This is a genomic window from Sulfurivermis fontis (genome assembly GCF_004001245.1).
Taxonomy (GTDB): domain Bacteria; phylum Pseudomonadota; class Gammaproteobacteria; order Thiohalomonadales; family Thiohalomonadaceae; genus Sulfurivermis; species Sulfurivermis fontis.
In genome coordinates, this window is the sequence record NZ_AP018724.1 from 1,241,263 (window position 1) to 1,266,680 (window position 25,418).

Annotated in this window: 24 protein-coding genes; 14 read left to right on the forward strand and 10 right to left on the reverse strand. The window is 65.9% G+C overall.

The window, feature by feature from the left end:
• Positions 1-5 precede the first annotated feature (5 nt).
• The 5 genes from EP379_RS06435 to hyfB are packed head-to-tail and all read right to left on the reverse strand — an operon-like array spanning position 6 to position 6,724.
• Positions 6-1,589 (reverse strand): hydrogenase large subunit, encoded by a 1,584-nt coding sequence (locus EP379_RS06435; RefSeq protein WP_127477019.1) that lies wholly within the window; start codon positions 1,587-1,589, stop codon positions 6-8.
• Positions 1,586-3,067: a hydrogenase 4 subunit F gene (locus EP379_RS06440; RefSeq protein WP_127477020.1), complete on the reverse strand. Its 1,482-nt coding sequence runs from the start codon at positions 3,065-3,067 to the stop codon at positions 1,586-1,588. The genes EP379_RS06435 and EP379_RS06440 overlap by 4 nt, the downstream gene beginning before the upstream one ends.
• Entirely contained in the window at positions 3,064-3,768 is a 705-nt protein-coding gene (locus EP379_RS06445) for a formate hydrogenlyase (protein ID WP_127477021.1), read from the reverse strand. Before EP379_RS06445 ends, EP379_RS06440 begins: the two co-directional genes overlap by 4 nt.
• Entirely contained in the window at positions 3,765-4,730 is a 966-nt protein-coding gene (locus EP379_RS06450) for a respiratory chain complex I subunit 1 family protein (protein ID WP_127477022.1), read from the reverse strand. Before EP379_RS06450 ends, EP379_RS06445 begins: the two co-directional genes overlap by 4 nt.
• Complete coding sequence (gene hyfB / locus EP379_RS06455; protein WP_127477023.1) at positions 4,715-6,724, reverse strand: hydrogenase 4 subunit B; 2,010 nt, start codon at positions 6,722-6,724, stop codon at positions 4,715-4,717. The genes EP379_RS06450 and hyfB overlap by 16 nt, the downstream gene beginning before the upstream one ends.
• A 279-nt stretch (positions 6,725-7,003) precedes the next feature.
• Here hyfB and EP379_RS06460 point away from each other — a divergent pair, with 279 nt between their 5' ends.
• Positions 7,004-7,261 carry a hypothetical protein gene (locus EP379_RS06460; RefSeq protein ID WP_127477024.1) on the forward strand — a complete coding sequence of 86 codons (258 nt, stop codon included), beginning with the start codon at positions 7,004-7,006 and terminating at the stop codon, positions 7,259-7,261.
• Between the two features lie 45 nt (positions 7,262-7,306).
• On the opposite strand, the gene EP379_RS06465 is transcribed toward EP379_RS06460, so the two are convergent.
• Together EP379_RS06465 and EP379_RS06470 are read right to left on the reverse strand one after the other, a co-directional pair.
• Positions 7,307-7,531 (reverse strand): hypothetical protein, encoded by a 225-nt coding sequence (locus EP379_RS06465; RefSeq protein ID WP_127477025.1) that lies wholly within the window; start codon positions 7,529-7,531, stop codon positions 7,307-7,309.
• Between the two features lie 279 nt (positions 7,532-7,810).
• Positions 7,811-10,513 carry a cation-transporting P-type ATPase gene (locus EP379_RS06470; protein ID WP_127477026.1) on the reverse strand — a complete coding sequence of 901 codons (2,703 nt, stop codon included), beginning with the start codon at positions 10,511-10,513 and terminating at the stop codon, positions 7,811-7,813.
• A gap of 233 nt (positions 10,514-10,746) precedes the next feature.
• Between EP379_RS06470 and ubiA the strand changes: the two genes are divergently transcribed.
• On the forward strand, positions 10,747-11,604 hold the full coding sequence (ubiA, locus tag EP379_RS06475) for a 4-hydroxybenzoate octaprenyltransferase (RefSeq protein ID WP_232024013.1): 858 nt from the start codon (positions 10,747-10,749) through the stop codon (positions 11,602-11,604).
• Positions 11,601-12,989 (forward strand): adenosylmethionine--8-amino-7-oxononanoate transaminase, encoded by a 1,389-nt coding sequence (locus EP379_RS06480; RefSeq protein WP_127477028.1) that lies wholly within the window; start codon positions 11,601-11,603, stop codon positions 12,987-12,989. The genes ubiA and EP379_RS06480 overlap by 4 nt, the downstream gene beginning before the upstream one ends.
• A 190-nt stretch (positions 12,990-13,179) precedes the next feature.
• Here EP379_RS06480 and EP379_RS06485 read toward each other — a convergent pair whose 3' ends face one another.
• Complete coding sequence (locus EP379_RS06485; RefSeq protein ID WP_172600398.1) at positions 13,180-13,638, reverse strand: host attachment protein; 459 nt, start codon at positions 13,636-13,638, stop codon at positions 13,180-13,182.
• Positions 13,639-13,754: 116 nt separating this feature from the next.
• On the opposite strand from EP379_RS06485, the gene hrpB reads away from it, so the two are divergent.
• The 10 genes from hrpB (at position 13,755) to EP379_RS06535 (ending at position 22,498) form a co-directional block, all read left to right on the forward strand.
• On the forward strand, positions 13,755-16,253 hold the full coding sequence (gene hrpB / locus EP379_RS06490; protein ID WP_127477030.1) for an ATP-dependent helicase HrpB: 2,499 nt from the start codon (positions 13,755-13,757) through the stop codon (positions 16,251-16,253).
• A 331-nt stretch (positions 16,254-16,584) separates the two neighbouring features.
• Positions 16,585-17,400 (forward strand): hypothetical protein, encoded by an 816-nt coding sequence (locus tag EP379_RS06495; RefSeq protein ID WP_127477031.1) that lies wholly within the window; start codon positions 16,585-16,587, stop codon positions 17,398-17,400.
• Between the two features lie 98 nt (positions 17,401-17,498).
• Positions 17,499-18,587 (forward strand): GSU2403 family nucleotidyltransferase fold protein, encoded by a 1,089-nt coding sequence (locus EP379_RS06500; RefSeq protein WP_127477032.1) that lies wholly within the window; start codon positions 17,499-17,501, stop codon positions 18,585-18,587.
• A gap of 51 nt (positions 18,588-18,638) precedes the next feature.
• Positions 18,639-18,866, forward strand: a complete 228-nt coding sequence (locus EP379_RS06505; protein WP_127477033.1) for a hypothetical protein — start codon at positions 18,639-18,641, stop codon at positions 18,864-18,866.
• 46 nt (positions 18,867-18,912) lie between these two features.
• A complete protein-coding gene (locus tag EP379_RS06510) occupies positions 18,913-19,101 on the forward strand; it encodes a hypothetical protein (protein ID WP_127477034.1) in 189 nt (62 codons plus the stop codon).
• Positions 19,102-19,154: 53 nt separating this feature from the next.
• A complete protein-coding gene (locus EP379_RS06515) occupies positions 19,155-19,538 on the forward strand; it encodes a DUF4870 family protein (RefSeq protein ID WP_127477035.1) in 384 nt (127 codons plus the stop codon).
• Positions 19,539-19,634: 96 nt separating this feature from the next.
• A complete protein-coding gene (locus EP379_RS06520) occupies positions 19,635-20,030 on the forward strand; it encodes a hypothetical protein (protein WP_127477036.1) in 396 nt (131 codons plus the stop codon).
• A 237-nt stretch (positions 20,031-20,267) separates the two neighbouring features.
• Positions 20,268-20,807: a putative metalloprotease CJM1_0395 family protein gene (locus EP379_RS06525; RefSeq protein ID WP_127477037.1), complete on the forward strand. Its 540-nt coding sequence runs from the start codon at positions 20,268-20,270 to the stop codon at positions 20,805-20,807.
• A 75-nt stretch (positions 20,808-20,882) separates the two neighbouring features.
• Complete coding sequence (locus tag EP379_RS06530; RefSeq protein WP_127477038.1) at positions 20,883-21,455, forward strand: LemA family protein; 573 nt, start codon at positions 20,883-20,885, stop codon at positions 21,453-21,455.
• A 98-nt stretch (positions 21,456-21,553) separates the two neighbouring features.
• The gene (locus tag EP379_RS06535) at positions 21,554-22,498 is read left to right on the forward strand and encodes a GIDE domain-containing protein (protein WP_127477039.1); all 945 of its coding nucleotides are present in this window, start codon (positions 21,554-21,556) and stop codon (positions 22,496-22,498) included.
• Positions 22,499-22,516: 18 nt separating this feature from the next.
• On the opposite strand, the gene EP379_RS06540 is transcribed toward EP379_RS06535, so the two are convergent.
• Together EP379_RS06540 and EP379_RS06545 are read right to left on the reverse strand one after the other, a co-directional pair.
• The gene (locus EP379_RS06540) at positions 22,517-23,185 is read right to left on the reverse strand and encodes a hypothetical protein (RefSeq protein ID WP_127477040.1); all 669 of its coding nucleotides are present in this window, start codon (positions 23,183-23,185) and stop codon (positions 22,517-22,519) included.
• The gene (locus EP379_RS06545) at positions 23,182-24,780 is read right to left on the reverse strand and encodes a bifunctional aminoglycoside phosphotransferase/ATP-binding protein (RefSeq protein ID WP_127477041.1); all 1,599 of its coding nucleotides are present in this window, start codon (positions 24,778-24,780) and stop codon (positions 23,182-23,184) included. Before EP379_RS06545 ends, EP379_RS06540 begins: the two co-directional genes overlap by 4 nt.
• Before the next feature lie 117 nt (positions 24,781-24,897).
• Here EP379_RS06545 and EP379_RS06550 point away from each other — a divergent pair, with 117 nt between their 5' ends.
• Complete coding sequence (locus EP379_RS06550; protein WP_127477042.1) at positions 24,898-25,404, forward strand: hypothetical protein; 507 nt, start codon at positions 24,898-24,900, stop codon at positions 25,402-25,404.
• Positions 25,405-25,418 lie beyond the last annotated feature (14 nt).

A 25,418-nucleotide genomic window follows, 5' to 3' on the forward strand; every position in this document is an offset into this window, starting at 1 on the left:
GCGCCTCACAGGTCGTGTCCCGAATAGGAGCCGTTCACCGACTTGTTGCAGACGGGGAAATCGGGAACGATGTTGCCGTGAATCAGCAGCTCCAGCGCCGGCCAGTTGAACCAGCTCGGGTCGCGCGGGAAGTAGCGGGCGATGCGGCCGTCGGCGCCGAAGCGCACGTAGCTCAGGATTTCGCCGCGCCAGCCTTCGACCAGGCCGAGGCCTTCACTTCCGGCAGCGGGTGCCTGCCACGGCACCTGCACCGCGCCGTCGGGCAGGGTATCGAGCAGCACCACCAACAGCTCCAGTGAGTCGAGGACCTCCTGCATGCGCACCTGCATGCGCGCCTCGACATCGCCGGTCTGGAACAGGGGCGAGGGAACGTGCAGGCGGTCGTAGGGGGCGTAGGGGTGATCGCGGCGCAGGTCGGCATCCTGGCCGCTGGCCTTGCCGACGTAACCGAGGCAGCCGAGACGCTGCGCCTGCTCCGCGCTCAGCACGCCGGTAGTGGCGAGGCGGTCCTCCAGCGAGGGATGATCGTCGAGGATCGGATACAGCGCGGCCAGTTCGCGGCGCAGCGGATCGACGGCGCTGCGCAGCCGCACCACCTGTTCCGCTGACAGGTCGCGCGCCACGCCGCCCGGTACGATGCAGTCCATTAGCAGGCGGTGGCCGCAGCAGGCGGCGTTGTCGCGCAGCCACAGCTCGCGCAGGCGGGCGAACTGTTGCCACATGAAGGCGAAGGCGACGTCGTTGCAGATGGCGCCGATGTCGCCCAGATGGTTGGCGATGCGCTCGCGCTCGGCGTACACGGCGCGCAGCGCCTGCGCGCGCGGCGGCACCGTGATCCTGGCCGCGCGTTCCATCGCCATGCAGGCGGCCCAGGCGTGATGCACCGTGCTGTCGCCGGAAACGCGGCCGGCGAGACGCGCCAGGCCGTGCGCGTCGCGGCCCTCGGCGATCTTCTCGATGCCCTTGTGCACGTAGCCGAGCCGCTGCTCCAGGTTGAGCACCATCTCGCCCACCGCCTGGAAGCGGAAGTGGCCCGGCTCGATGATGCCGGCATGTACCGGGCCCACCGGGATTTCATAGGCGCCGGCGCCCTGGGTCTGGATGAAGCTGTAATCCTGCTCCGGCGCCGCGGGCAGCGGCGCGTTGTCGACGCTGAAGTCCTTGCGCAGCGGATAGCGGTCCGGCGCCCAGCGGTTGTGGCGGCTCCAGCGGCGCGGATCGGGATGATCGCTGAACACCACGCCGTGCATGTCCTGTACGTGACGCTCCATGCGATCGGCGCCGGGATAGTACGGTGTCTGTGACGGCAGTCGGGGCGCCGCCAGCGGCACGGCGGTACGCAGCAGCAGGTGATCGCCCTGATATGCCAGCGCTGCGCTGATCAGCAAGCTGTCATCGTGCTGCTCGGCCCACACGCCGGCCCAGCGGCAGCCGAACTGCGCGGCGACCTGCGCGGCGCGTCCCCAGTCCTCGGCATCGATCTCCAGCAGGTGCGCCGGTGCCAGTTCCCGCGCCGAACCGCGCCGCACCAGCACGCGTTCGTCCTGATAGCGGGCCAGCAGTTCGGACAGCCAGTCGAAGTGGCTCATAACACCCCCTTGCCGGCGATGAGCTGCGTCGCCTGATCGAACCACTGCGCCAGCACGGCGGGAATGGCGAGGCCGAACCACAGCGCCAGCAGCAGGTGCAGGTACACCGGCAGCATGTTGGCCTTGACCGGCAGCTGGCCGTCGGGCTGATTGCCGTAGACCATGGGATGGATGTGGCGGAACAGGCCGGCGAAGGCGATGGCGAGGCCCGACAGCAGGGCCAGGGTGAGCCAGGGCCAGCTCTGCATGGTGGCGATGAGCAGCAGGAATTCGCTCACGAACAGGCCGAAGGGCGGGAAGCCGGCGATGGCGGCGGTGCCGAGCAGCAGGCCCCAGCCGACGCCGGGCTGGGTGCGGATCAGGCCGCGGATCTTGTCGATGGCCTGGGTGCCGGCGATGTGGGTGGCGTGGCCCACGGTGACGAAGATGGCCGACTTCACCAGCGAGTGCAGCGTCATGTGCAGCAGTGCGGCGAAGGTGGCGAGCGGGCCGCCGAGGCCGAAGGCAAAGGTCATCAGCCCCATGTGTTCGATGGAGGAATAACTGAACATGCGCTTGATGTCGCGCTGGCGGTGCAGGAACAGACCGGCCACCAGGAACGACAGCAGGCCGAAGGCCATCATCAGGTAACCGGCCAGTTGCGGCGTGTTGGACACGCCGTGCAGGGCGCCGTCCACCAGCATCTTGGTGCGCACCACCGCATACAGGGCGACGTTGAGCAGCAGGCCGGACAGCACCGCCGACATCGGCGTCGGGCCTTCCGAGTGGGCGTCGGGCAGCCAGTTGTGCAGCGGCACCAGGCCCACCTTGGTGCCGTAGCCCACCAGCAGGAACACGAAGGCGATGCTCATCACCGTGGGGTCGAGCTGGCCGGCGATGCCGTGCAGCGTGGTCCACAACAGGCCGTCCTCGGGCACGGTCAGCACCGAGGCGGCGGCGAAGTACAGCAACACCGTGCCGAACAGCGCCTGGGCGATGCCGACACCGCAGAGGATGAAATACTTCCACGCCGCCTCCACCGACTCCGGCGTGCGGTACAGCGACACCAGCAGCACGGTGGCCAGCGTCGCCCCCTCCAGCGCCACCCACAGGATGCCGAGGTTGTTGGTGGACAGCGCCAGCAGCATGGTGAACAGGAAGCCCTGGTACATGGCGTGATAGAGGCGCATGCGCCGGCTGTTGACGCGGCCGCGTGCCAGCTCGTGATCCATGTAGGGGCGCGAGAAGATCGCCGTGGTGGTGGCGACGAAGGCGGTGAGCACCAGCAGGTAGACATTGAAGGCATCGACGTAGAAGAACTTGCCCGCCGACAGCATGGCGCCGTCGCGGAATACCGCCAGCGCCAGCAGGATGGAGGCCACGGTAGTGGCGGCGGCGAAGGCGACATTGAACCAGCCGGCGATGCGGCAGCGCGGCACCGCCGCCATCAGCAGCGTGCCGAGCAGGGGGATGAGCAGGGTGGCGAACAGGGCGTTCATTCGCGTTCTTCCGTTATTTCTTCCGGCTCGGTGGTCTCCGCCAGGCGGCTCAGGCGATCCACGTCCAGCGAGTCGATGCTCTGGCGGATCTGGAAGAAGAACACGCCGAAGATCACCGTCGCCACCAGCAGGTCGAAGGCCACGCCCAGCTCCACCACCATCGGCATGCCGTGGGTGGACACCACGGCGGCGAAGAACAGGCCATTCTCGATGGACATGAAGCCCACCACCTGGGTGATGGCCTGACGCCGCGTCACCATGATCAGCATGCCGAGCAGCACCACCGCCATGCTGATGGCGATGGTGTTGCGCGTCGCCAGGGTCGACAGCTTTTCCACCGGCAGCGCGACGTAATAGCTGAAGGCCACCAGCGCCGCGGCCGCGAGCAGCACCAGGGCCGGATTCACCACCGTCTCCACCTCGCGGGTGATCTGCAGCTTGACCACGATGCGGTGCAGCACCCAGGGAATGAGCACGGCCTTGAGGGCGAGGGTGATCAGCGCCGACAGATACAGATGGTGCTGGCCGGCGACCAGCGCGACCATCGCCGTGGCGGCGGCCACCAGCGCCCCCTGCCAGGCGAAGGCGTGGATGCAGGCGATGATGCGTGTCTGCGCCAGCAGGGCGAAGGAGGCGAACAGCACCAGCGCGGCGAGGAGCACCACGCCCTGTTCCTGCAGCGTGAACTGGGCGAAGTTCATGCCCCCACCTCCAGGATCACATGGCTCAGCATGCCGAGCAGGGCGAACAGGAAGGCGAGGTTGAGATAACCCGGCACGCGGAACAGGCGCATCTTGGCCAGCACGGTTTCCGACACCGCCAGCACCACACAGAGCAGCATCAGCTTGCCGGCAATGGCGCCGAGGCCGAGCAGCAGGGCCGTCGGCGTGCTTTCCTGCGCGATGCCCCAGGGGGAGAAGATGTTGGCGATGAGCACGCCATAGATCATCAGCTTGAGTTGCGCCGCCCACTCCATCAGCGCGAGGTGGCGGCCGCTGTATTCGAGGATCATCGCCTCGTGCACCATGGTCAGTTCCAGGTGGGTGGTCGGGTTGTCCACCGGCACGCGCCCGGTCTCCGCCACCGCCACCAGCAGCAGGGCCAGCAGGGCGAACATGAACGAGGGACGCAGCACCACACCCTGCGCCAGCAGGAAGTCGATGGCGTGGGAGATGTTGGTGCTCTGCGCCGTCATGGTGAGGGTGAAGATGGCCATCAGCATGGCCGGCTCGGCCAGCGAGGCGATGGTCATCTCGCGCGACGAGCCCATGCCGCCGAAGGCGGTGCCCACGTCCATGCCGGCGAGGGCGAGGAAGAAGCGCGCCAAGCCGAGAAAACCCACCAGCACGATGACGTCGGCGATGATTGCCGTGGGCAGGTGCACGGCGAGCAGCGGGATCACCGCGGCGGTGACCACCGTGGCGGAGAACACCACATAGGGCGCGGCGCGGAACAGCGGCGAGGCGGTGTCGGCGACGATGGCCTCCTTGCGGAACAGTTTGGCCAGGTCGCGGTAGGGCTGGGTCAGCGCCGGGGCGCGGCGGTTCTGCAGACGCGCCTTGAGCAGGCGTAGCCAGCCCACCAGCAGCGGCGCCGCGGTGACGAACAGCGCCGTTTGCAGCAGCGCCAGCAGCCAGCCTTGCAGGTTCAGGAGATCAGCCATAGCAGGAAGATCAGGGTGAAGAAGGAATAGGACAGGTAGGTGCGCACGTTGCCGCCCTGCAGGCGGGCGATGTTGCGCGCGGCACCGAGCACCCAGCGGCCGATGGGCTCATACAGCAGCTTCCAGCTGCGATCGCCGACCTGCAATTGATGGCGCAGGCCGCTGACGCGCCGGTCGTCGCCGAGGCGTTCGATCTTTTCATCCAGCAGCCACACCGGCTGGAAGATGCGCCGTACCGGTTGGGCAAAGGCGGTGGCGGTGTATTGCATGCGCGGACTCAGGGGGCCGAAGCCGCAATCCCAGGGATGGATGCGGCGCACGCGCTGGTGGTTGCGGCCGTGCAGCAGCAGATAGAACAGTCCCCAGGCGATCCCCAGGCCGAGCAGCACCAGCGGCGCGCTGTAGCTGGCGGTTGCCGCCGAGACCGGCGTCAGCCACAACCAGCCCTGGCCGGTGATGCCGGGTTCGGGCAGGCCGCCGAGCACCTGCGGAATGGCCCCCATCACATCGATGCTCAGCGCCGGCAGCACGCCGAGCAGCAGGCACAGCACGGCGAGCAGGGCCTGGGCCGTGCGCATGCCGAAGGAAGGCAGATGGGCCTGGCGTGCCTGGCGCGTGCGCGGCTGGCCGAGGAAGGCGATGCCGTACAGGCGCACGAACAGCATGGCGCCGAGGGCGGCGGTGAGCGCCAGCATGGCGGCGGTGACCGGGATGATGATGCGCAGCACGCCGCTGTCCAGTACCACGCCCTGCAGGGCCGTCTGCAGCGTCAGCCATTCCGAGGCGAAGCCGTTGAACGGCGGCAGCGAGGCGATGCTGAGGCAGCCGACGAGGAAGAAGGTGCCGGTGTAGGGCAGGCGCTTCAGCAGGCCGCCCATGTGTTCCAGGCTATGCTGGTGGGTCTGCTGGATCACCGCGCCGGCGCCGAGGAACAGCAGGCTCTTGAACAGGGCGTGGTTCAGCGCGTGATACAGCGCGGCGATGAGGCCGAGGCTGCCGAGCAGCGGCTGGCCGGCGGCGAGGAAGATCATGGCCAGTCCCAGCGCCATGAAGATCACGCCGATGTTTTCGATGGAGGAATAGGCCAGCAGGCGCTTGATGTCCGTCTGCTGCATGGCGTAGAGCACGCCGAGCAGGGCGGAGACGCTGCCCACCAGCAGCACGATGACGCCCCAGTCCACCTGCACCGTGCCGATGAGATCGAAGGTGACGCGCACGAAACCGTAGATCGCCACTTTGAGCATCACGCCGGACATCAGCGCCGAGATGTGCGACGGCGCCACCGGATGGGCCTCGGGCAGCCAGGCATGCAATGGCACCAGGCCGGCCTTCATGCCGAAGCCGAAGAAGGCGAGGGCGAAGGCCACACCGGCCCACAGCGGCGGCAGTTCCGCCGCACGCATCGCCTCGAAGGTGAAGCCGCCGCCGAAGGCGGCCAGCACACCGTAGCCGAGCAGGATGGCGAGACCGCCGACGTGGGCCATCAGCAGATAGAGGAAGGCGGCACGGCGGTTGGCGGCGTTTTCGTGCTGGAAGGCGACCAGGAAATAGCTGGACAGTGACATCAGCTCCCAGGCCACCATGAACAGGAAGGCATCGTTGGCGATGACCACCAGCATCATGCCGGCCACGAACAGGCCGGTGAACACGCCGAGGGCGGCGAGGGAGTGGCGGCCGTGCAGGAATTCGCGGGTGTAGCCGGGGCCGAACACGGCAACGGCGAATACCACCACACCGATGAGCAGCAGGATGAAGCCGGCGAGGGCATCGATCCGCACCGACCACGCCAGCCATGGCAGGCCGAGGGGAAGCTGGGCGGTGGCGGGTTCACCGGTCAAGGCCAGCAGGCCACCGGCGGCGGCGGCCAAGCCGGAGAGGCCGAGCAGGGGGAAACAGACGAGTTTGAGCAGGGAGCGGAAACGGCTGGTACCTAGACCTGCCAGCCCCGACAGCAGGGACAGCGCGACTGCGTATGCGATCAGCTTCAATACCACGTTTGCCGCTGCTCCTCACCGGGCCATGACGACATCAATCAGTATGGCGCATGATTATAAGTATTTTATTGTCTTGAATAGCGCTGCGATAAGAAAAAAATTTTGTCCGAGCTGCCGTCCTTACTCGGGGTTTCCATAGTAAACATATTGATATTTATAGAAAAATGTCTGTATTTGTGTGTGGATAAAAATCAGATTTTTCCTACATACACGCCTTGCTCCGCTTGCTAATTTGATCGCGTATTCAACCGGCGGGCTTACCTCATGGAAGGACACATCATGGATTGCAACTCCTGCGTGGTTCCAAGCTACGGTGAGGGCGATGCCACTGAGCGTTTCTGCAGCAAGTGCCGCCACCACCTTTTGCAGAAAAGTTATTGCGTAGCCTTGCGCGAAGCCGACGAATCGTTGATGCCCTTCATCGCCCTGGATGACGCCGTGCAGGCCACCGAGTACGCCGGCCGCCTCGGGCGCCAGGGGATTTCCCACGTGATCCTGAGCTGGAACCCCGAGCAGCGTAATTTTTCGCTGTATTGATACCGCTCCGGCTGCGTCGGCATGGCGCGGCCGTTGCCGTTCCGTTCAGTCCAGCGCCGGCCCGGCTGTGTACTCCACAGTAGTGAATCCGTGATCCTCCAGGATTGCGGCGATTTCTTCCCAGCGCCATTCCCGCAACTCCTCCTGCGCCTCGGCAATGAGCGCGGTGACGCGCCGTACCGCGTCGCGCTCACTGTAGTCGTCGGGAATGCGTATCAGCCGGATACGCTCGAAATCGCGGGCGGGCAGCAGCATCAGTCGTTCCGGCATGTGATCTCCTCCTGGGTGGTGGATAATGTGCAAGAGCGGCGCACCGGTGGCAATGCCCGCATGCACGTTTGAGCAGTATAGAACGGTCCGGAGCCATCACTCGGGATGCACCGGCTGTGGCAACGGGAAGGAGGCAGCGTGCTGATCTTTGTCGAGTTGATCGTCCTGGTGGCGATCGTCGCACTGGTGGTGTGGGCCATCCGGCCACCGAAATCCTGAGGACGCGGGTATGTCAAAGGCCTCGCTGTCCAACAGTTGAGGGCTTGCGCTCTTCCGATCTCACCTCTGCCAGCGCCGCATCGCCCATTTCTCCAGTTCCACCAGCGGGAACACGGTGGCGGCGATGAGTACGATCTGCAGCCAGGTGTCCGCACGCAACGGCACTGTGTGGAACAGGTGCTGCATGGGCGGCGCGTAGGTGAACAGCAGTTGCAGGGTGAGTACCAGGGCGACCGCGATGAGTACGTAGCGGTTGCCGAACAGGGCGTCGCGGCTCAAGGACGGCTCCAGAATGTAGCGGCTGCTGAAGATATAGAACACCTCGAACATCACCAGGGTGTTGACGGCGATGGTGCGGGCCTCTTCCAGCGGTGTGCCGTGGGTGCGGTGCCAGAGGAACAGGCCGAAGGTGCCGGCCACCAGGATGGTGGAGACGAACAGGATGCGCCAGGCGAGGAATCTGCTCAGCAACGGCTCCGCCGCCTTGCGCGGCGGGCGGCGCATCACATTGGGCTCCGGCGGCTCGAAGGCGAGGGCCAGGGCCAGGGTGACGGCGGTGACCATGTTGACCCACAGGATCTGCAGCGGCGAGATGGGCAGGCTGCGGCCGAGCAGGATGGCCGCGACGATGGTGAAGGCCTGGCCGCCGTTGGTGGGCAGGATGAACATGATCGACTTGCGGATGTTGTCATAGACGGTGCGCCCTTCCTCCACGGCGTGGGCGATGGAGGCGAAGTTGTCGTCGGTGAGCACCATTTCCGCCGCCTCCTTGGCCGCCTCGGTGCCGGTGACACCCATGGCGACGCCGACATCGGCGCGCTTGAGCGCCGGCGCGTCGTTCACCCCGTCGCCGGTCATGGCGATGATCTTTCCCTCGGCCTGCAAGGCCTCCACCAGGCGTAGCTTGTGTTCCGGGCTGGCGCGGGCGAATACGTCGGTGTCGAGCACGGCGCGGCGCAGGGCTGCCTCGTCCAACTGCTCGATCTCCTTGCCGGTGAGGGCACGGGTGCCGTCACCGATGCCCATCTGGGCGCCGATGGCGCGGGCGGTGACGGCGTGGTCGCCGGTGATCATCTTGACGCGGATACCCGCCGCGCGGCACTTGGCCACGGCGCGGATCGCCTCCTCGCGCGGCGGGTCGATGAGGCCGACCAGGCCGAGCAGGGTCAGGCCGCCTTCCACCTCGGCGAAAGTCAGTTCGCGGCGGCCGTCGTTGTCGGTCGGCTTGGTGGCGATGGCGAGGATGCGCTGGCCGCGTGCCGCGAGTTCGTCGATGCGTTCATGCCAGTAGGCGACGTCGAGGGGCTGAGCGTCGCCGTCCATACGCTGGCTGTTGCAGGCCGTCAGCACCCGCTCCGGCGCGCCCTTGAGCAGGATGAAGCCGTTGCCGGCGTGGTCGTGGTGCAGCGTCGCCATGAAGCGGTGCTCCGACTCGAACGGTATGGCGTCGGTGCGCGGGAACTCCTTTTGCAGCGTGGCCGGGTCCAGGCAGGCCTTGAGACCCAGGGTGAGCAGGGCGCCCTCGGTGGGGTCGCCTTGCAGGTGGTAATGACCGTTCTCTTCCTTGAGGGTGGCGTCGTTGCACAGTACGGCGGCGCGACAGATTTCATACAGGGTGGGGCGCTGTTCCGGTGTCACTTCCTCGTCGCCGCGGGAGAAACTGCCGTGGGGATCGTAGCCTACACCGCTGACATCGTAGGTGCGGTGCTGGGTCACCACGTTCTTGACCGTCATTTCGTTGCGCGTCAGGGTGCCGGTCTTGTCGCTGCAGATCACCGACACCGAGCCCAGGGTTTCCACCGCGGGCAGACGGCGGATGATGGCGTTGCGCGCGGCCATGCGCTGCACGCCGATGGCCAGGGTGATGGTGATGATGGCGGGCAGGCCTTCCGGGATGGCCGCCACCGCCAGGCCCACCGCCGCCATGAACACCTGTTCGGCACTCTGGCTGTATATCACCACCCCGACGGCGAAGGTGGCGGCGGCGATGGCGGCAATCCACAAGCTGAGCAGGCGGCCGAAGCGGTCCACCTGGCGCAGCAGCGGCGTGGTGAGGGTTTCTACCTCGGTGAGCATGGCGCTGATGCGGCCGATCTCGGTGTGGCCGCCGGTGGCCACCACCACTCCGGTGCCCTGGCCGTAGGTGACCAGGGTGCTGGAATAGGCCATCGAGGTGCGGTCGCCCAGTTCGGCATCCGCCGCCACCGGTTCGACGGCCTTCTCCACCGGCACCGATTCGCCGGTCAGGGCCGCCTCCTCGATTTGCAGGTTGCGCACCTTGATGAGGCGCAGGTCCGCCGGCACCTTGTCGCCCGATTGCAGCAGCACGATGTCGCCCGGCACCAGTTCCTCCGCCGGGATCTCCCGGCGGTGGCCGTCGCGCAGCACCATGGCCTTTTGCGACAGCATGGAACGGATGGCATCCAGCGCCTTTTCCGCCTTGCCTTCCTGGAGGAAGCCGATGAGGGCGTTGATCACCACCACGCCGATGATCACCGCCGTGTCCACCCAATGGCCGAGCAGGGCGGTGACTACTGCTGCCAGCAGCAGGACATAAATCAGAATATTGTGGAATTGCAGCAGCAGGCGCATGAAGGCGCTGCGCCGGCGCGGCTGCGGCAGGTGGTTGGGACCGTAGCGCTGCAAACGGCGCGCGATTTCCTCGTCGCCGAGCCCCTCGGGCCGGCTGTCCAGCTCGGTCAGGGCCTGTGCGCCGGGGATGGCATGCCAGCGCGTGGCGGTGGTCTCGGGGGGGACGGACATCGGTGTGGCTCCCTGACTCTTGTTAAGGCGCGTCAAACAGTATGATGCCCACGAGGCCGCGGAGTTTCACCCACCTGATTTTTGCGGGTTAACTCGTTACACTGTGCCCCTTTTCCAATTGCAGGAGCCGGGTCCTCTCGGCGAACAGGTGCCGGTATCAGGCACCGCTTTCGTCCACGGAGTGGGCTCCTACGCTGTTTCACCTGTCGTCTGCGGAGAACTTTGTGTCGGTCATCACCCAGCGTCTGCGCGAATATGTGCGTCTCACCCGCCTGGATCGCCCCATCGGCATCTATCTGGTGATGTGGCCGATGCTGTGGGCGCTGTGGGTGGCGGGCGAGGGCCGGCCCGATCCGCTGGTGTTCGTGGTTTTCATGCTGGGCACGGTGCTGATGCGTTCCGCCGGCTGTGCCATCAACGACTACGCCGATCGCAACATCGATCTGCACGTCAGCCGCACCCGGCAGCGCCCGTTGGCCGCCGGCACCCTCCGGCCGCGCGAGGCGGTTTGGGTGTTCGCCGTGCTGTCGCTGCTGGCCTTCGCCCTGGTGCTGCTGATGAATCCGCTCACCATCCAGCTCTCCGTCATCGGCGTGCTGCTCGCCGCCAGCTATCCCTTCACCAAGCGCTACACCTATCTGCCGCAGGCCTATCTGGGCGCCGCCTTCGGCTGGGCGATCCCGATGGCCTTTGCGGCGCAGGCCAATGCGCTGCCGCCGGTGGCCTGGCTGCTGTTCATCGCCAACGTCTTGTGGTCGCTGATCTACGACACCATGTACGCCATGGCCGATCGCGAGGACGACCTCAAGATCGGCGTGAAATCCTCGGCCATTCTGTTCGGGCGCCATGACCGCCTGATCATCGGCCTGCTGCAGCTGGTGATGTTCGGGCTGTTCGTGCTCGCCGGCCTGAGTCTCGACATGAGTTTGTGGTACTACCTCGGCCTGCTGGCGGCGGCCGGCTTCGCGGTGTACGAGCAGTACCTGATCCGTGGCCGCGAGGCGCCGCAGTGCTTCCGCGCCTTTCTCAACAACCATTATCTCGGCGCGTCGATCTTCGTCGGCATCGCGCTGCACTACCTGCTGACATGAACAATCACGACTGGGCCCGGCGCGATCTCGCGGTGGTGTGGCATCCCTGTACCCAGATGAAGGATCACGAGCAGCTGCCGCTGATCCCCATCCGCCGCGGCGAGGGGGTGTGGCTGGAGGACTTCGAGGGCCGGCGCTATCTCGATGCCATCAGTTCCTGGTGGGTGAACCTGTTCGGTCACGCCAATCCGCGCATCAACGACGCGGTCAAGGCGCAGATGGATCAGCTGGAGCATGTCATCCTGGCCGGTTTCAGCCACGAACCGGTGGTGCGCCTGTCCGAGCGGCTGATCGCGCTGGCGCCGCCGGGGCTCAATCACTGCTTCTATGCCGACAACGGCTCGGCGGCCATCGAAGTGGCGCTCAAGATGAGCTTTCACTATTGGCAGAACGTCGGCAAGAAGAACAAGACACGCTTCATCAATCTGGCCGGCAGCTATCACGGCGAAACTCTCGGCGCGCTGGCGGTGGGCGACGTGTCGCTGTTCAAGGAAACCTATCAGCCGCTGCTGCTGACACCGATCACCGTGCCGTCGCCGGACTGCTATCAGCGCGAGGCGGGGGAGAGCTGCGCCGATTATTCGGTGCGCGCCTTCGCCCACATGGAGCGGGCACTGGCGCAGCATGCCCACGAGGTGTGCGCCGTGATCGTCGAACCGCTGGTGCAGTGTGCCGGCGGCATGCGCATGTACGACCCGGTGTATCTCAAGCTGCTGCGCGCGGCCTGTGACCGTCACGGCGTGCACCTCATCGCCGACGAGATTGCCGTCGGCTTCGGCCGCACCGGCACGCTGTTCGCCTGCGAGCAGGCCGCCATCACGCCGGACTTCATGTGCCTGTCCAAGGGACTCACCGGCGGCTATCTGCCGATGTCGGTGGTGCTGACCCACGACACGGTGTATCAGGCGTTCTACGACGACTACGCGCGCCTCTCCGCCTTCCTGCACTCGCATTCCTATACCGGCAACCCGCTGGCCTGCAGCGCGGCGCTGGCGACGCTGGACATCTTCGCCGCAGACGACGTCATCGCGCGCAACAGGGCGCTCGCCGCCGAGATGGCGCAGGCGACGGCGCACCTGCGCGATCACCCGCACGTGGCCGAAGTGCGCCAGATGGGCATGATCCTGGCGGTGGAGATGGTGCAGGACAAGGCGAGCCGCACGCCGTATCCGTGGCAGGAACGGCGCGGCGTGCGTCTGTATCGGCACGCCCTGTCGCGCGGTGCCCTGCTGCGTCCGCTCGGCAATGTCAGTTACCTGATGCCGCCCTATGTGATCACGCCGGAGCAGATCCGGTTCCTGGCCGAGGTGATGACGGAAAGCATCGACGTCGCTGTGAGCGATCGGCCGGATGCATCAAGCGCTACGGCGACCCTGTTGTTCTGATGCACCGTCTGTTGGTAGATACTGATATTCAGGTCAAGCGCCAGCCATTCCATGTAGTGTCGGATTAAACGGGGTTGGGCTGAGGAACGAAGCCCAACATTCATCTTCACCGATGTGTTGGACTTCCTGTCGTCAGCCCAAGCTACAGAAATGAGGGGGAGCCGACGGCTCCCCCTCTGATTGATGCCGGTCAGGAGACCAGCGGGAACAGGTGCGGTTCGAGCTGGCCGAGCAGCTCCCGCTCGTTGACCTTGGTGTAGTCCTTGTCGATCTGGTGGGCAATGAGTTTCTTCACCTGATCATTCATGTGCTTGTTGAGCAGACCGCGGAAGGCGGAGGGGGCGACGACGGCCAGCTTGCTGTAGCTGTTGGCGGTGCGCCCGTTGTTGAGGATGCCGGCCAGCTCGTGGGCGAAGCGGTCGATCTCGTAATCCTTCGGCGAGGTCGGTTCTTCGTAACCGCTGCCGCTGCCCATGCTGTTGCTGTCGCCCATGTAGGTGCCGGGTCGATCCGAGGCCAGTTGGTCGCCCTTCATGCGGCTGGCGGGGTGGAGATGCTCGCTGACCAGTTTCAGCCCATCGCTGCGTTTGGTCAGGTTGAAAACCCGTGCTTCACTGCCGTTGGCAACCAGAACCCAGGTGTTTTCCATACGACTCTCCTTTCGCTGTACGCTGTGACTCATTGGAAACGCGTTTTGAATGAAGCTTGGCACAAAAAACACGCCCGATCATCCGGGCGGCAAATAAGTGACTCCTGATTGTTGCCATGGACGTATTGCCCATCCATCAGATCCTGCCGGATATCAAAAACCGCCTCGGTCCGGGCCGCCGGCTGGTGTTGCAGGCGCCGCCCGGCGCCGGCAAGACCACGGCCGTGCCCCTGGCACTGCTGGATGAACCCTGGCTGGCCGGCAAGCGGATCCTGATGCTGGAGCCGCGCCGGCTGGCGGCCCGTGCGGCGGCGGCGCGCATGGCGGCGCTGCTGGGCGAGGCGGTGGGGGAGACGGTGGGCTACCGGGTGCGTTTCGAGCACCAGGTCTCCACCCGCACCCGCATCGAGGTGGTGACCGAGGGCATCCTGACCCGCCGCCTGCAATCCGACCCCGAGCTTTCCGGCGTCGGCCTGGTCATCTTCGACGAATTCCATGAGCGCCACCTGCACAGCGACCTCGCCCTGGCCCTGTGCCTGGACGCCGGCGCGGCCCTGCGCGACGACCTCGCCCTGCTGGTGATGTCCGCCACCCTGGACGGCGCCGCCATCGCCCGCTTGCTTGACGCCCCCGTCCTCACCAGCGAGGGCCGCGCCTTCCCGGTGGACATCCGTTATCTCAACCAGGAACCGGACGGCCGTCCGGCGGACATCGCCGCCGCGGCGGTGCGCCGCGCCCTGGCCGAGACGGAAGGGGACGTGCTGGTATTCCTGCCCGGCTCCGGCGAGATCCGCCGCGTGGCGGAGCTGTTGGCCGATGTCCCGGTGCAGTTGCATCCCCTCTATGGCGACCTGCCGCTGCCCGAGCAGCAGCGCGCCATCCTTCCCGACCCGGCGGGAAAGCGGAAGGTGGTCCTCGCCACCAACATCGCCGAAACCTCGCTCACCATCGAGGGTGTGCGCGTGGTGGTGGACAGCGGCTGGGCGCGGGTGCCGCGCTTCGACCCGCGCAGCGGCCTGACCCGGCTGGAGCTGGTGCGCGTCTCCCGCGCCAGCGCCGACCAGCGCGCCGGCCGCGCCGGCCGCCTCGCTCCCGGCGTGTGTTACCGGCTGTGGAGCGAGGGGACGCAGCGCGGCCTCATTCCCTTTGCCGTGCCGGAGATCGCCAGCGCCGACCTGGCCCCGCTGGCGCTGGACCTGGCGCAGTGGGGCGTGCGCGATGCCGCCACGCTGCGCTGGCTGGATGCGCCGCCCGCCGGCGCCCTGAACCAGGCGAACACCCTGCTCACCGAACTGGATGCCCTGGACGGGGAGGGCCGCATCACCGCCCTGGGCCGCGCGATGGCGGCGCTGCCCTTGCATCCGCGCCTGTCGCACATGCTGCTGCGCGCCAAACCCCTCGGCCTGGCGGGCCTCGCCTGCGACGTGGCGGCCCTGCTGTCCGAACGCGACATCCTGCGCGGCCCGCCGCAGGCGCGGAGCTGTGACTTCGCCGTGCGGCTGGAGGCGGTGCAGGCCCATCGCCGCGACGGCCGTGACGGTGCGCGCCGCTTCGATGCCGACCCCAACGCCTGCGCCGCCGTCGAACGCGCCGCCCGGCAGTGGCGGCATCTGATCGAGGCCCAGGCCCCCGATGCCGCGCATATCCACGACAGCGGCCTGCTGCTGGCCCTGGCCTATCCCGACCGCGTGGCGCGGCAGCGCGGCAGCGACGGCCGCTACCTGCTCGCCAATGGCCGCGGCGCCAAACTGGAAACCCATTGCCCGCTGGCGCGTGAGCCCTACATCGTCGCCGCCGAACTGGACGGCGCCGGCGACGACAGCCGCATCCGCAGCGCCGCGCCGATCACCCTGGCCGAACTGGAACAGGTGCATGCCGCGCGCCTGCAATGGCGCGAAGAGGTGCGCTGGGATGCGGCGACGGAGGCGGTGGTGGCGCGGCGCGTGCGCGGCCTCGGCGCGCTGGAACTGGAAAGTGCGCCGCTCGACAAGGCCGCGCCGGAACGCATGGGCGCCGCGCTGCTGGAAGGCATCCGCGCCATGGGGCTGGAGGTATTGCCGTGGGACGATGACACGCGCCAGTTGCAGGCACGCGTCGAGTCGTTGCGCCAGTGGAGCCCGCAGGACGGCTGGCCCGATTTCTCCGACAGCGCATTGCTCGCCACGCTGGAACAGTGGCTCTTACCGTACCTCAACGGCATGAGCCGCCGCAGTCATCTGGCGAAGCTGGACCTGCACACCATCCTGCGCGACAGCCTCGGCTGGGAACGCGCCCAGCGCCTCGATGCCGATGCACCGACCCACCTCACCGTCCCCAGCGGCTCGCGCAAGCGCCTGCACTACGCACCGGGCCAGCCGCCGGTACTGGCGGTGAAGCTGCAGGAACTGTTCGGCCTCGCCGACACCCCGCGCGTCGCCCACGGCAAGGTCGCCGTCATGCTGCACCTGCTCTCCCCGGCGCAACGCCCGATCCAGGTGACGCAGGACCTGAAAGGCTTCTGGGAACGCACCTACGCGGAAGTGAAAAAGGAACTGAAGGGCCGCTACCCCAAACACCCCTGGCCTGACGACCCATGGACCGCCACGCCGACGGCGCGGGCCAAGCCGCGGAGCTGAGTTTGTCTGTTGGCTGGATTGTCGTATATTCGGCGGACGGAAGGATGTTGGGCTTCCTGCGTCAGCCCAACGGGCTAACTATCATGTGAAAAAAATAACGAATGAAAGTATATCTCGACGATGAAAGGGAAACACCTGAAGGTTGGTTAAGGAAGCTCTGAATAAGTTCAGAGCTTCCGCGGCACAGGGATGTGCCGCCATTTTCCAACGACGATAAGTCGTTGGAAAATGAAGCCAAGCGAAAATCACACTTTTCGATTGGCCTGATCTGAGAAGTCCAGGATGGACTTATTCAGACCTTCCATAGTATTTAGGCGATACAGGACGCGCCATGAAAGACCTGCTTCTGCCCATGCTGTTCGACAACGGCCAGGCCATCCGGGATGGCGAGGAGATCGGCCGGCTGACCGCCCGGGTCCGGCACCTCTCGCAGGAGTTGGCCGACCAGCAGGCGAGCGCGGACAAACTGCGCGAGGCGCTGACCTACTCGCGGCAGGCCGCCCAGACCTACTCCGAACTCGCCGAGAGCTATGAGCGCCAGCGCGACCGGGTGCAGAAGCAGTATGACGAGATGTTCGAGGACCCGATCGGTCTGCGTATCTGGGTGCAGTACAACCTGCTGGACATGCGCAGCCGCCTGGTGCGGGCGATGATCAGCCGCGAACGGCTGCTCGCCATGAAGGCCGAGGAAGGCATCACCGCCGCCGAGCGCCGCGAGATGAACAAGGGCCTGGTGACCTTCGCCTACGTCCTGTGGATGGGCGTGACCCTGTTCATGCGCGAGTACCTCGAGGCCGAGGAGATGCTGCAGGCGCTGCAGGCGCGCGCCCGCCGCGGCGAGCTCACCGTGGAGGAGCTGGCCGACGCCCTGGACAAGCCGCTCCAGAACATGGGGATCGCCCAGGAAATCCGCCTGCCGTCCTGGCCCGGCATTAGCTGGAACGCGGCCGGCGCCAAGTCCACCCTGCGCGAGCGGCTCCCGGCGGCCCAGCAGCAGCTCGAGATGGAGATGGAGGATGGTAAGGTGGTGTTCGAGCCGAACGGCAACCGCCTGATCGCCCGCCCGCCCATCTCGTCCTACAGGGGCGACATCCGGACGATGCTCGAGGAGAACTGGGCCTACATCCTGGACAAGCAGTTCGAGTAACCCCGACGCCCGCGCAAGCGGGCGTTTTTTGCGGAATATAGCCAGCAGAAATTTTTGCCGTTATACTACATTCCCCTGCATTGTAGTATACTTCCGGCATGCAGTATTCAGACATCCTCTCATCCTCGGCTCAAACAGCCTACGCTCAGGTCTTCGATCTCGCGCAGGCCTCCGCGCTTGCACGGACCGCAGGCGATCTTCCGGGATCATTTGCCACGAAGAGGGTGCGCGGGCGGCTCTACCACTACTACCAGTACCGTGAACCCGGCTGCAAAGGACCAGCGAAACAGGTCTACATCGGGCCCGATTCGGAGCGCATGCGCGAACTCATTGCTGCCGCGAAAGCACGGACCGTGGCCGCCGTATCAACCGCTGAATGGGCGCGGGCCGCCATCAACCTCGGTTGTGAGCCGGTTACGACACGACACTACCGTATCGTGAAGCGGCTGGCTGATTACGGGTTGTTTCGCGCGGGCGCCATCCTGGTAGGCACTCACGCGTTTCTGGCTTACGGGAATATGCTGGGTGTGCGCTGGGTGTCGCACCAATACACACAGGACCTGGATTTCGCCCACCCTGGCGGACATCTGGCGCTCGGCCTGCCAAACAACATGCAGCTGGATCTGCACGACGCCATTTCATCTCTCGAAAAGGGCTTCCTGCCGATTAATGCGCTCAAAAGCGGACTGGCCGCGACCTACGCGGCCAAAGACGATGCGGCGCTGCGCATCGATTTCCTGACCCCTCTCCATCGAGCAGATGGCCCACAACCCTCTGCAGCGCTGGGTGTGGCACTCCAGCCACTGAAATTCATGGAGTTCTCACTGGAGCAGACCGAACAGGCTGCCGTCTTCTGCAACGAAGGCGCCATACTGGTCAATGTGCCAAAACCAGAACGGTTCGCCGTCCACAAACTGATTGTGTCGGGAGAACGGGCTGGGGCGTTTCACACCAAAGCCACAAAAGACATTGCCCAGGCGGCCGCCCTATGCGAGTTCTTGCTCGAATACCGGCCGGATGAGCTCCTTGCGGCATGGGTGGATGCGACCGGACGAGGTCCTGGGTGGCGCTCCCGCGCCACGCAAGGGCTGAGGGCGCTCAAGAGGGCTGCGCCGGACATCGGTGAGGCGTTGGCCGCTCTGATCGGGCCTGCACAGCCTGGACACGAGAAACCACCCGCACCATAACCCGCCACCGTACCATGCAGAAGGCGAATCACTACGGTTGATGCCGGACTAATGGCCACTACGGATGTCGACCTGCCATTCGATGCGCAGGCAAAACTGCATATTGCGGGCAGCGATGTCGCGACTGAGGGACTGATACGGCCGCGAGACCTTGCGCAGGCCAGGGGGGTCGCGGATCTGGCGGAGCACTACCTTGGACTGTCGTTCGATGACGAGTGCCTGGCCGTCTTCCCGGCCAGAATCCGCGCACTGGTGCGCGATTTGCGCCCGACAACCTGAGCCAGCCCCATCATCACTTTCGCCGTGAATTACGCAGGAGATCACGATGTCCCTGAAATCACGTCCCACCCAACAACACCCCCAGCGGCCACAGCCGCGCCGCATGGCCGCCGCGCCCGCCCTTCCGGCCGTGGTTCCCGTGCGGGACGAATGGTGGTGGTCCACCCGGCTGTTGCTGAACCGGATCGACCATCTGCTGGCCGACAGCAGTCCCGGTAATACCCCTGCAATTTGATGTAAAGTTACCGTCGGCAATACCCCAAAAACGACCAACAAGGAGAGAGCACCATGTCGAGCACCGTAAACCAGGACACGAAGAACGGCGCCCTGTACGCCTACATCTGTTATGCCGTCGGCCTGTTCCTGCCGATCGCCACCATCGTCGGCATCATCATCAACTTCATCAAGCGCGACGCCGCCGCCGGCACCTGGGTGGAATCTCACCACCGCTGGATGATGCGCACCTTTTTCTTCTCCCTCCTGTGGGGACTGGTTCTGTTCATCCTGTTCTTCGTTCCGGTCATCCAGGTCCTGGCCTTCATTGCCGCCATTGGCCTGGCCATCTGGTACATCTACCGCATCGTGCGCGGCTTCCTGGCCTTCAATAGCGAGAAGGCCATGTACGGCGCCGCCCCGGCCGCGGCCGTGGCCACTTCGCAGGCAAACCCCTGACCCCTTGCAGCGTCTCTCGCAGGCTGAAAACCGCTTTCTCCTGCGAGGGACCGCAGCAGGCAGGCTGTCGCTCAACTCATCACCGGGAGAACGAGAATGTCGGACACAGATGAAAAACACGGGGTACTGATTGGGTATGCGATCATCGGTGGGGCCGGTCTTTTGACCCTGCTCCACATGGGCATGCTTTCACTGCTGGTGGCGGTGGGCTCATTGTTTTACCAACGCGCACGCACCCGCGGGCTCGATCATGACGTTTGGCTCAGCCACTATCGCTGGCAGCGACGGTCGGCCATCCTGCTCCTCGCCAGCGTCGGTCTGCTCTTCGTGTGGTTCGGCATCGAGCTGATGCACATGGACGGCAGCAATCTGATGGGCAGTATCGCTACCCATTGGATTGCGCATACGGTGGTGTCTGTCGTGGCCGGTGTCTGGGTGCTGGTGCGGTCGATTCGCGGCGTGCTCCGGTACACGGACCGGCAGCCTATCTAGGGAAGGTCTGAATAAGTCCATCCTGGACTTTTCAGGTCGCTCCCGCCCCTCCCTGGGCTGCGCGACATAAGTCCATCCGTGGACAAAACCACGCCAAGCGAAAAGTGTGATTTTCGCTTGGCTTCATTTTTCAACGACTTATCGTCGTTGAAAAATGGCGGCACCTCCCTGTGCCGCGGAAGCTCTGAATAAGTTCAGAGCTTCCTTAGCCAACTGCTTCTGCCGCGTGCCCGAACCATGGAAATTTCCGCTGCCAGCCGTATCGCCGCACTGCCGCCCCAGGCGGCGGAGCGGCGTGCTGCTGCCGACAACGCTGCGCCGGAAGATTCCACTCAGGCGGAGCAGGGGACTGCTGCACAGCGGGCCGTACCGGCGCAAGCACCCGAAGAGCAGCGCATGCTGCAGCAGTTGCAGGCGCGCGACCGCGAGGTGCGCGCCCATGAACTGGCCCACGTCGCCGCCGGGGCCGGACTGGTGCGCAGCGGCGCGGCCTACAGTTACCAGCGTGGCCCCGACGGCCGTTTCTACGCCGTCGGCGGCGAGGTGAGTATCGATACCGCGGCGGTGCCCGGTGACCCGGCGGCGACCGAGCGCAAGGCCGAGCAGATCATGCGCGCGGCGCTGGCGCCGGCCGAACCCTCGGGCCAGGACCGCGCCGTGGCCGCGCAGGCGGCGCGCATGGCCGCCGAGGCGCGCCTGCAACAGGCGCTGGAGGCCGGCAGTTCCAACACGCCTGGCGACAATTCGCGTACCCCGCAGCTCGATCTCTACGCCTGACCGGTTGAACCCGGTGGCGAAAACCCCGAAACTGCACACCCACACCATTTCAATTCCAATAACGGGGAGCGCGGCATGAGCATCGGCGGATTCATCACCTGGGGCATCATCGCAGTCGTCGTCATCTACGTCATCGCCATCTACAACAATCTGGTGACGCTCAAGCATGCCGTGGCCAAGGCCTGGTCCAACATAGACGTGCTGCTCAAGCAGCGTCACGACGAGCTGCCCAAGCTGGTCGAGGTGTGCAAGCAGTACATGAAGTTCGAGCAGGAGACGCTGGAGAAGGTGATGCTGGCGCGTTCCTCGGTGTCGGCGGCGCGCGAGCGCGGCGATGTCGGCGCCCTCGGCCAGGCGGAAACCCAGCTGCGTCTCGGCCTGGGCAACCTGTTCGCGGTGGCCGAGGCCTATCCCGACCTGAAGGCCAACGAGAACTTCCAGCACCTGCAGCACCGCATCTCCGGTCTGGAGAATGCCATCGCCGATCGGCGCGAGTTCTACAACGAGAGCGTCAACGTCAACAACGTGCGCATCGAGCAGTTCCCCGACGTGATCATCGCCCGCCTGTTCAACTTCGGCCCGAAGCAGCTGCTGGAGTTCAGCGAGGAAGAGAAGAAGGACGTGGACATCAAGGCGCTGTTCGGCTGATGCACTGTAGGAGCGGATCGTATCCGCGACTGCATCGGGTTCCCCCGACGCAGCATCGCGAATACGATTCGCTCCTACGGTTCCGGAATATCTGAACCGTGTTCGAATCCCTTATCCCGCCCGACTGGGCGCTGCGCGTGCAGCAGCTCGCGCCGGCCGAATTCTGGATCGGCACGGGCCTGCTCATCGCGCTCGCGCTGGGCGGTTTCTACGCCATTTTCCGTTTCCTCAAGCGCTATCACATCATCGAGGGCACGCCGACCTCCAGGGTGCGTTCCGCGGCGCAGGGTTATGTCGAGCTGGACGGCATCGGCTACCTGATGCCGGGAACGCCGATCATTGCCCCGCTGTCGGGGATCACCTGCACCTGGTACCACTACAAGGTGGAGGAGAAGACGGCCTCGGGCGGCGACAACCGCGAGCGCTGGCGCACCCTGCGCCAGGAGACCAGCGACGAACTGTTCCTGCTCAAGGATGACACCGGCGAGTGTGTCATCGATCCGGAAGGGGCCGAGGTGACGCCGGCCATCAGCGAGGTGTGGTACGGCGATACGCCGATGTGGAACGGCGGCGCGCGGCGCGGCCGCATCGGCCGCTACCGCTATACCGAGAAGCGCATGCACCCCGGCGACATGCTGTACGCCATCGGCCAGTTCCGCAGCGTCGGCGGCTCGCAGGAGCTGCCCAATACCCACGAGGAAGTGCGCCAGCTGCTGGCGGAGTGGAAGCGCGATCAGGTGTCGCTGCATGCCCGTTTCGATCGCAACAATGACGGCGTGCTCAGCGTCGACGAATGGGAGGCGGTGCGCAAGGCTGCATGGAAGGAGGTTCTGGCGGAGCAGGCCAAGCGGGCGCGCGGGCCGGTGCATCATCTGCTGACGCGGCCGGACGACAGCCGCCGTCCCTTCATCCTTTCGGTGCTGCCGCAGGAGCTGTTGATCCGCCGCTATCGTGTCTATGCCGGCCTGTCGCTGCTGGTGTTCCTGCTGGCAGGCAGCGCGGCGACGTGGCTGCTGACGGCGCGGTTCGGTGCTCTGCCGTAAGGCGGGCTGAAGCCCGCCCTACATCACGGCAAGCCGTAGCTGCCGGCCCAGGGCCAGCGTGTAGATCAGCACCGCCGGCACCTGGAAAAACAGCAGCAATCCCTCATACAGCAGACTCTCGAATCCTTCCCGATTGTGCAGGCGTTTGATGTGGCCACCGATCCAGTGACTGACGTGGTGGGCCAGTGACTGCGTCAGCGGCGCCAGCACCAGTATCGTCACCACCACCGTAGCGCCCGGCCAGTAGCTGACGGTCTTCACGTTCAGGGCCACGGTGAGCCAGTGGAACAGCAGGGTGGACATGGCGATGGCCTGCACCGGCAGCACCAGCCCCTTCAGGTTGCCGAGCAGCGGCGCCAGCGGCAGCAGCAGGCTGAGCACGAAGGCGGTGTTGATCAGCGTGCTGACGCGGCCGTCGTGCGCCCACAGCAGGTCGGGCATGGGTGGCGCGCTGTGCAGGCCGAACAGCCGCGGGTAGGCCAGCAGCAGAAACAGTAGCAGGGCCAGCACGCGGCACCAGGGCAGCAGCACATGCTCCACCATCCAGGCGGTGAAGCCCACGTCCTGTACCGCGTGGTGCAACCGTGCGGTGAAGTATTCCAGCGCCATCACCACCAGGCCGTAGATCAGCAGGGCGCCGAGCAGCGGCGGGCTGAACAGGATGGTGAGCAGATCGTTGCCCGTCATGGGCGGGTGCACTCCGGCGGCAGGTAGCGCATGACCTGCGCCAGCATCTGCGTGTCGGCATCGTTCTGCCCGGTGTCGACGCGGATCGCGCGCAGGCGCTCATCCTCGCCGAGCGGTTCCTGGCTGGCGATCTGCCGCTCCAGCACGGCCAGGCCGGCCTCGGAGGCATCCTTGCCGCGGGCGCTGCGCTGCTCGATGCGGCGGCGCAGTTCGGCCTCGCTGGCGTGGAATTCGACGATGAGAAAGGGGAGGCCGAGGCGTTCGGCCAGCTGACGGAACAGCACGCGCTGGGCACGGCGCAGGAAGGTGGCATCGATCAGCACCGGCTGTCCGCTTTGCAGCATCATCTCTGCGGTGGCGGCCAGATGCGCATAGGTCTGTTCGCTGGCCTGGGCGGTGTAGATGCCGCCATCGACGCCGGAGCCGCTGCGGGCCGTGGCCGTCAGGCCGAACAGGCGTTTGCGCTCCACGTCGGAGCGCAGGCGCACCAGGCCGAGCTGTTCCAGCAATGCCTGGCTGTGGCGCGTCTTGCCCGAGCCGGACAGGCCGCGGGTGATGACCAGGAACGGTTGTCGTGGCACGGCATAGGCGGCGGCCAGTTGCAGATAGGCGGCGATGTCGCCGGCCGCCTGTTGCCGCAGGGCGGTGTCGTCACCGGCCTGGCTGGCACGGATCGCCGCCACCTTGGCGCGCACCATGGCGCGGTAGCTGAGGTACCAGGGCAGCAGGGGCAGGGCGGCATAGTCGCCGCTGTGCTGCAGGTAGGCGTCGAGAAAGCGCCAGGCATAGTCGCTGCGGCCGCGCGCCCGCAGGTCCATCATCAGGAAGGCGCTGTCGCTGATGGTATCGATCCAGCGCAGGCCGTCGTTGAACTCGATGCCGTCGAAGGGGCAGGGCTGGCCGGCGAGCAGGACGATATTGCCGAGGTGCAGGTCGCCGTGGCATTCGCGGATGTGGCCGTTGGCGCGGCGCTGGGCCAGCAAGGGTGTCAGGCGCTCCTTTTCCCCGGCCGCCCAGACGGCCAGCCGCTGCATCTCAGCGCGCTGTGCGGCGTCACTCAGGCGCGGCGCGATCTGCTCGAAGTTCTCCCGCACCGGCTGCCAGGCCGCCTCCGGCGTGCCCCAGGGCGAGGCGGGGTCGACCCGCGCTGCAGCGGCGTGGAAGTCGGCGACGTTGTGGGCCAGCGTGTCGATGAGCGGCGGCGTCAGCCGGCCGGCATGCAGCAGATCGTCCAGCAACCGGCCGGGGGGAAAGCGCCGCATTTGCACCGCGTACTCAAGTATCGGGCCCTCGCCGCCGAAACAGGGACTATCGAGCGTGCCCGTTACGGGGACGGCCGTCAGATAGATCTGCGGCGCGGTGCGGCGGTTGAGGCGGACCTCCTCCTCGCAGAAGCGGCGGCGCCGCTCCAGGGTGGAGTAGTCCAGGAAGCCGAGATCGAGGGGTTTTTTCAGCTTGTAGGCGTGCTCGCCGGCAAGGAGCAGCCAGGAAATATGGGTTTCCAGCAGCTGCACGGCGGCAGGGCCGAGACGCGCCTGTTCGCGGCGCAGCAGGGCCTGGACCAGTTGCCGTTGGCGGGAAAGATCGTCGGACATGGTGTGATGGTGCCTTCAGCGGGGAGCAGCCACAAGATGCAGGAACGAATACACAGCAGCCATTCCCCGCGGGGGGCTGGTAAGATAGGGCGGCACAAGGCAAGAGGAGCCGAGCCGGTGGGCGTCTATTCGGTCGACAAATTGATGGCGGAGACACGGCGTCTGGCGGCCGAATACCGCCGCACGACCGGGCAGCCCCTGGCGGTGAGCGGCGAGATCGCCAAGTACGATGCCGCCCGCCTGCTCGATCTGGAGCCGTGCAAGGACCCCAACCTCGGCTATGACGCCGTCGGCCGCAGCGGCGAACGCGCCGGCCGCCGCGTGCAGATCAAGGGCCGCGCCATCTTCGACGAGAGCAAGGGCGGCCAGCGCATCGGCCAGCTCAAGCTGGAGCAGCAGTGGGACAGCGTGATGCTGGTGCTGATGGACGAGGAGTTCGAGCCGTCGGAGATCTGGGAGGCGGAGCGCGCCGCCGTCCTCGACGCCGTGCGCGAGGCGGAGAACAGCAGCCGCAGCAAGCGCGGTCCCATGTCGGTGGCCAAGTTCAAGGCCATCGGGCGCCTGGTGTGGACGCGGGAAGAGGGCGAGATCAGGGACGAGATTTGGGAAAATCGCCCGGAATAGTTTCGGGCTCCGGA